Annotated in this window: 3 protein-coding genes; all 3 read right to left on the bottom strand. The window is 69.0% G+C overall.

Annotation, left to right across the window (positions count from 1 at the left end; all coding sequences use genetic code 11):
• Positions 1-48 precede the first annotated feature (48 nt).
• Genes FFT21_RS28130 through FFT21_RS28120 form a run of 3 tightly spaced genes read right to left on the bottom strand, consistent with a single transcriptional unit; the run spans position 49 to position 3828 of the window.
• A complete protein-coding gene (locus tag FFT21_RS28130; RefSeq protein WP_137816932.1) occupies positions 49-492 on the bottom strand; it encodes a DUF6262 family protein in 444 nt (147 codons plus the stop codon).
• Positions 489-2648: a tyrosine-type recombinase/integrase gene (locus tag FFT21_RS28125; protein ID WP_137816931.1), complete on the bottom strand. Its 2160-nt coding sequence runs from the start codon at positions 2646-2648 to the stop codon at positions 489-491. The genes FFT21_RS28130 and FFT21_RS28125 overlap by 4 nt, the downstream gene beginning before the upstream one ends.
• Positions 2638-3828 carry a tyrosine-type recombinase/integrase gene (locus FFT21_RS28120; RefSeq protein ID WP_137816930.1) on the bottom strand — a complete coding sequence of 397 codons (1191 nt, stop codon included), beginning with the start codon at positions 3826-3828 and terminating at the stop codon, positions 2638-2640. Before FFT21_RS28120 ends, FFT21_RS28125 begins: the two co-directional genes overlap by 11 nt.
• Positions 3829-3949 lie beyond the last annotated feature (121 nt).

Raw genomic sequence — 3949 nt, 5'->3', positions numbered from 1 at the left:
CCGCCCGTTATCCGCAGCTTTATTGCGTAAATGATCTGTTCTGCCTGGTCAGGATGTTGTTGAGATCGATGGATCGTTGTTGGGTGTCCATCCGCGGCGGATGAGTTCTCGGCGGAGGTTGAGGTTCTCGCCGTGGGCTTGTTCGAGGGCGTCACGGAGGGCTTGGACTTCGGAGCGGTGCTGTTTCTTGAGGCGTTCGATCTGCGTGGTGAGCGCGAGCAGCAGGTTGTTGTCGGTGTCGCCGGTGTCCGGAGTCTGCGGCTGGGGGCGGTGGCGAGCGCGCAGGTGCTCGATGCGGCTGCGGAGGTGGGGATGGTTGTAGAGGAATGCGTGGGAGACGTCCGCGGCGCGGGCGACGGCTTGGAACGTGATCGGCTCACCGCGTTTGATCAGGCTGCGGATGGCCTGTTCCGCGGCCGTGGTCTTGGCCTGAGACTTCGCTTTGGCCGCGGTGGTCAGGACCGCGATTCGTTCGTTGCGCGTGGTGCTCACTGCGGGGTTCCTGGTCGCTGCAGGGTGATGGGGACGGGACCGGTGGCGGGTGTGGTGGGGCAGCCGGCGCCTTGACAGGCCCGGCCGGGTTTGGCCTCAAGAGCCGTGAGCAGACGCTGGAGCGCTGCCCGCTCGGCGTGCCGCTGGGCGAGCCAGACGTTGTCGTCGGGCATCGGCCGGCCGTGCCGCTGCAGGAACGCTGTGGCGGTTCGGTGGATCAACGCCTCGGTCTCTTCCAACTGGCGGGCCAGGGTCTGGGTGTGGGTGTCGTCGGTGACGAAGACTGAGCAGGTCAGGCAGCTGTTGCCCTTGTCGCAGGTCTGCAGCGGTGGCAGTAGGCACCAGCCGTGCGGCAGGAAGCGGTCGGCGCGGTCGAACAGGTGCAGCCGGTCGTGGTCGTCGCGGGAGAACACGATGGTGGTGCCGTCGGCTTTGAGCTTGCGGGTGGCCAGGAATGCCTGCTCGGCGTGCTCCTCGCGGTGCGCGATGTAATGCATCGACATGGATGGGGTGGCGTGCCCGGCGTAGCGCTGCAGGACGTGGATGGGCAGGCCGAGTTCGGCCAGGCGGGTCAGCTTGGTGTGCCGGAACCGGTGGGTATGGCTGAGTTGGACCGGGCGTTCCTTGCCGTCGGTGATCCGCACCAGGCTGCTGAACTCGCGCAGTCGCCAGTTGTAGGTGCCCGATGGGTAGGGTTTGACGCCGGAGCGGTTGCCCAGCAGTTGGACGAACAGGTGCTTCGGTGCGACGCCGGGCAGGCGCGCTCGAACCCACCGCTGCTGTTCTTCGATGATCGCCACGACCTCGGAGTCGACGAGGATGGTGTCGGGCGCGATGTCGATTTTGCTTTGGGCGTAGCGGAACCGGGCGATGTCCTCGCCCTCGGCGGCCTCGACGGCGCGGTCGGTGGGCGCGGACAGGCAGTCGAAGTCGCAGAGGCGGATTTCGCTGGAACGGCGTCCGGTCAGGATCTGCAGCAGGATCATCCGCATCGCCTGCGGGTCGTCCATGCCGTCGGCCGTGACCGCCTGGCCGTCGCTGCGGGTGATGGGCATCTGCTGGTCCTTCGGGAGACCGAGCAGCGGGAGCGCGGCGGTGATCTGGCCCAGCGCCCGGTCGTCGACGTAGTGCTCGTCGTTGAGCAGGCGTTCGTGCGGGATCCGGGAGACCTGCCGGAACCAGCTGGCCGCGTGGGCGGCGGTGACTCGCGCCCAGGGCGCCGCCAGAGGCCCGAGAACGCGGCCAGCCTCGTCGTGGTTAGCGGCCATGAATTCGAACAGTTCGCCGACGGCCCGCAGGTCGTCGTTGATCAGCCGTGGTGCGACCTTGGTGGCCATCCGGCGCGGTTTGCCGGGGTCGCAGCGGTTGGCCGGGTCGGCAAGCCAGCGACGGAACGCCGCCGCCTGACCGGCGGCGGAGGTCGGGTCGCCCAGGACGTCGAGTGGGTTGTCGAAGGCGATCTGCAGCCACCGGTCGAAGCGGTGCAGGCAGCGCAGCCGCTCCTGGCTGACCGTGGTCCAGCGCAGTGTGCCGGCCTCCAGCAGGGTGCCCAGGCACCACTTCACCGCCTCCCGCAGCCATGGGTGGGTGATCAGCGTGAGCGTGCAGCCGTAGTGGGCCATCGGCTCGCGGCTGGACAGGGGGATCCGCGGGTCGCAGCGGGGATGCCAGTAGTCCAGCTCCCACCAGGGTCCCTCGTGGCAGGCCGCGATCAACGCGGTCCGGGCGAACCGGAAGACCACTCGCAGCCGGGCCCGCACTCCCGCAGAGGGAAACCGTCCCCACCGGGTGGTGTAGAACCAGGTCTGCAGCGCCGAGGCGGCCTCCCAGTCCATCTGCCGGAGCGAGGGCGGGAACGGGTGGTGGTCGCGGATGGCCCGGCGCAGGATGTTGGCCAACTGGCTCAGTGCCAGCACCGAGGCGCGGGTGCCGTCGGTGGCTTGCCAGTGCGCCATCCAGGCCATCTCGGCCTGGATGAGCTCGGGTAGCCCCGTCAGGTTGAGCTTGTAGTCGATGTTCTCGGTGATGTTCTCCCAGCCCTCGACGCCCGGACCGATGACCGCGCCCCGCCAGGGCTCGGGCAACGCCCGCCAGAGCCGCCAGACCGGGTCCTCGTCGCCGGCCGGGCGAAGGCCGCGGGTGCGGTCACCGGCCATCGTCCACCTGCCAAGCCGAGATGTAGGTCTTCCAGTTCGCCGCGGCCCGCAACGCGTCGTCTCCCCGGACCCACCCGTAGAGGTCCAATGTGGTTTGGACGTGAGCGTGGCCGAGCCGGCGGGCGACCACCCACTCCGGCGTTCCCGCCAACAGCAGTGCGGTGGCGTGCGTGTGTCGGAACCAGTGCGGTGACCACCCGGCCGGGCCGATTCCCTTGCGCCGCAAGGCCTTCACCTTGTCGCGGACCGTTCCCTCGCGCAGCGGGGCCAGCAGCGGCGGCCGGGACAGATTCACCAACAGTGGGCTGTCGACTGCCAGCGCCAGCCCCAGTTCGGTGGCGCGGCAGGCCAGCAGGGTCAGGTAGTCGGCGAACAGCCGCTCCAAGTCGGCGCCGACATAGACCCGGCGGGGCCGCATCATCTTCACTCGCGCCCCATTCGAGTTGTCCTCCCGCGGAACAACCTCGACATACGGTGTCTGACCGCGTCCCATCACGAAGTCGCTGATCCGCATGCCCAACACCTCGCCCAGCCGGCAGCCGGTCTCAGCAAGAACAGCGAACAGCAACCGGTCCCGCAGGTTGCCCACCCAGTCCCCGGCCGCGGTGTCCGCGACAGCGCAGCCGTCCAGGACCGCCTGGATCTGGCCCGGCAGCAGCACCGGCGGCCGGCCGTGACGCCGCGATGACCGGCGCACCCGCACCAGCGAGGACGGCTTCGGCGCGTCCCGAGCGTCCAGGTGAGCCAACAACCCGCGGGCCGGCCGGCGCCGCGGGACACCCCGCAGCAGACGGTCGGCGACGGGCACGTCGTGGACCGCGTGCTGCCACCGGTAGAACGACAGCAGTGCCGCCAACCGAGCCTCCAGCGTCTCTGGTGACGGCGGCTCGGGCAGCACACCGATCGCGTGCTCGACGGTGCGGCCGTTACGCAGCCAGGACAGGAATCCCGCCACCGCCGGAACGCCGACCTCCTGCCAGCCGTCGGCCTCGTCGCGCTGTTCCAGGAACGTCCACCACTGGGCCAGCGACGTGGCATAGCCGCGCACCGTGTTCGGCGACCACAGGTGCCGATGCGCTTCCAGCCACTCCTCGACCGGGCTGACCGTCCGATACGACGCGTCGATCACCGTCCAGGTGCGACCCTCACCAGCCGGTCGCACCGCCAGGCCACAGGCCATGGACACCGTTCCTTCTCGTTGTTGCATTCCCCCTGATAACCGGGCAACAACGATGACAGAAGGTGATCAACTGTGCTCGTCGACGACGTTGATGAGAGCGCGTCAGCACCCGTGGATAACG

This window comes from Gandjariella thermophila (genome assembly GCF_005405885.1).
GTDB classification, from domain to species: Bacteria; Actinomycetota; Actinomycetes; order Mycobacteriales; family Pseudonocardiaceae; genus Gandjariella; species Gandjariella thermophila.
The sequence above is the reverse complement of the archived record's forward strand: the minus strand, read 5'-3'. Positions and strand labels throughout refer to the sequence as shown.

Coding starts and splice junctions, on each gene's coding strand:
- FFT21_RS28125 (WP_137816931.1), bottom strand. CDS start 2,648: ATGGCCGGTGACCGCACCCGCGGCCTTCGCCCGGCCGGCGACGAGGAC.
- FFT21_RS28120 (WP_137816930.1), bottom strand. CDS start 3,828: ATGGCCTGTGGCCTGGCGGTGCGACCGGCTGGTGAGGGTCGCACCTGG.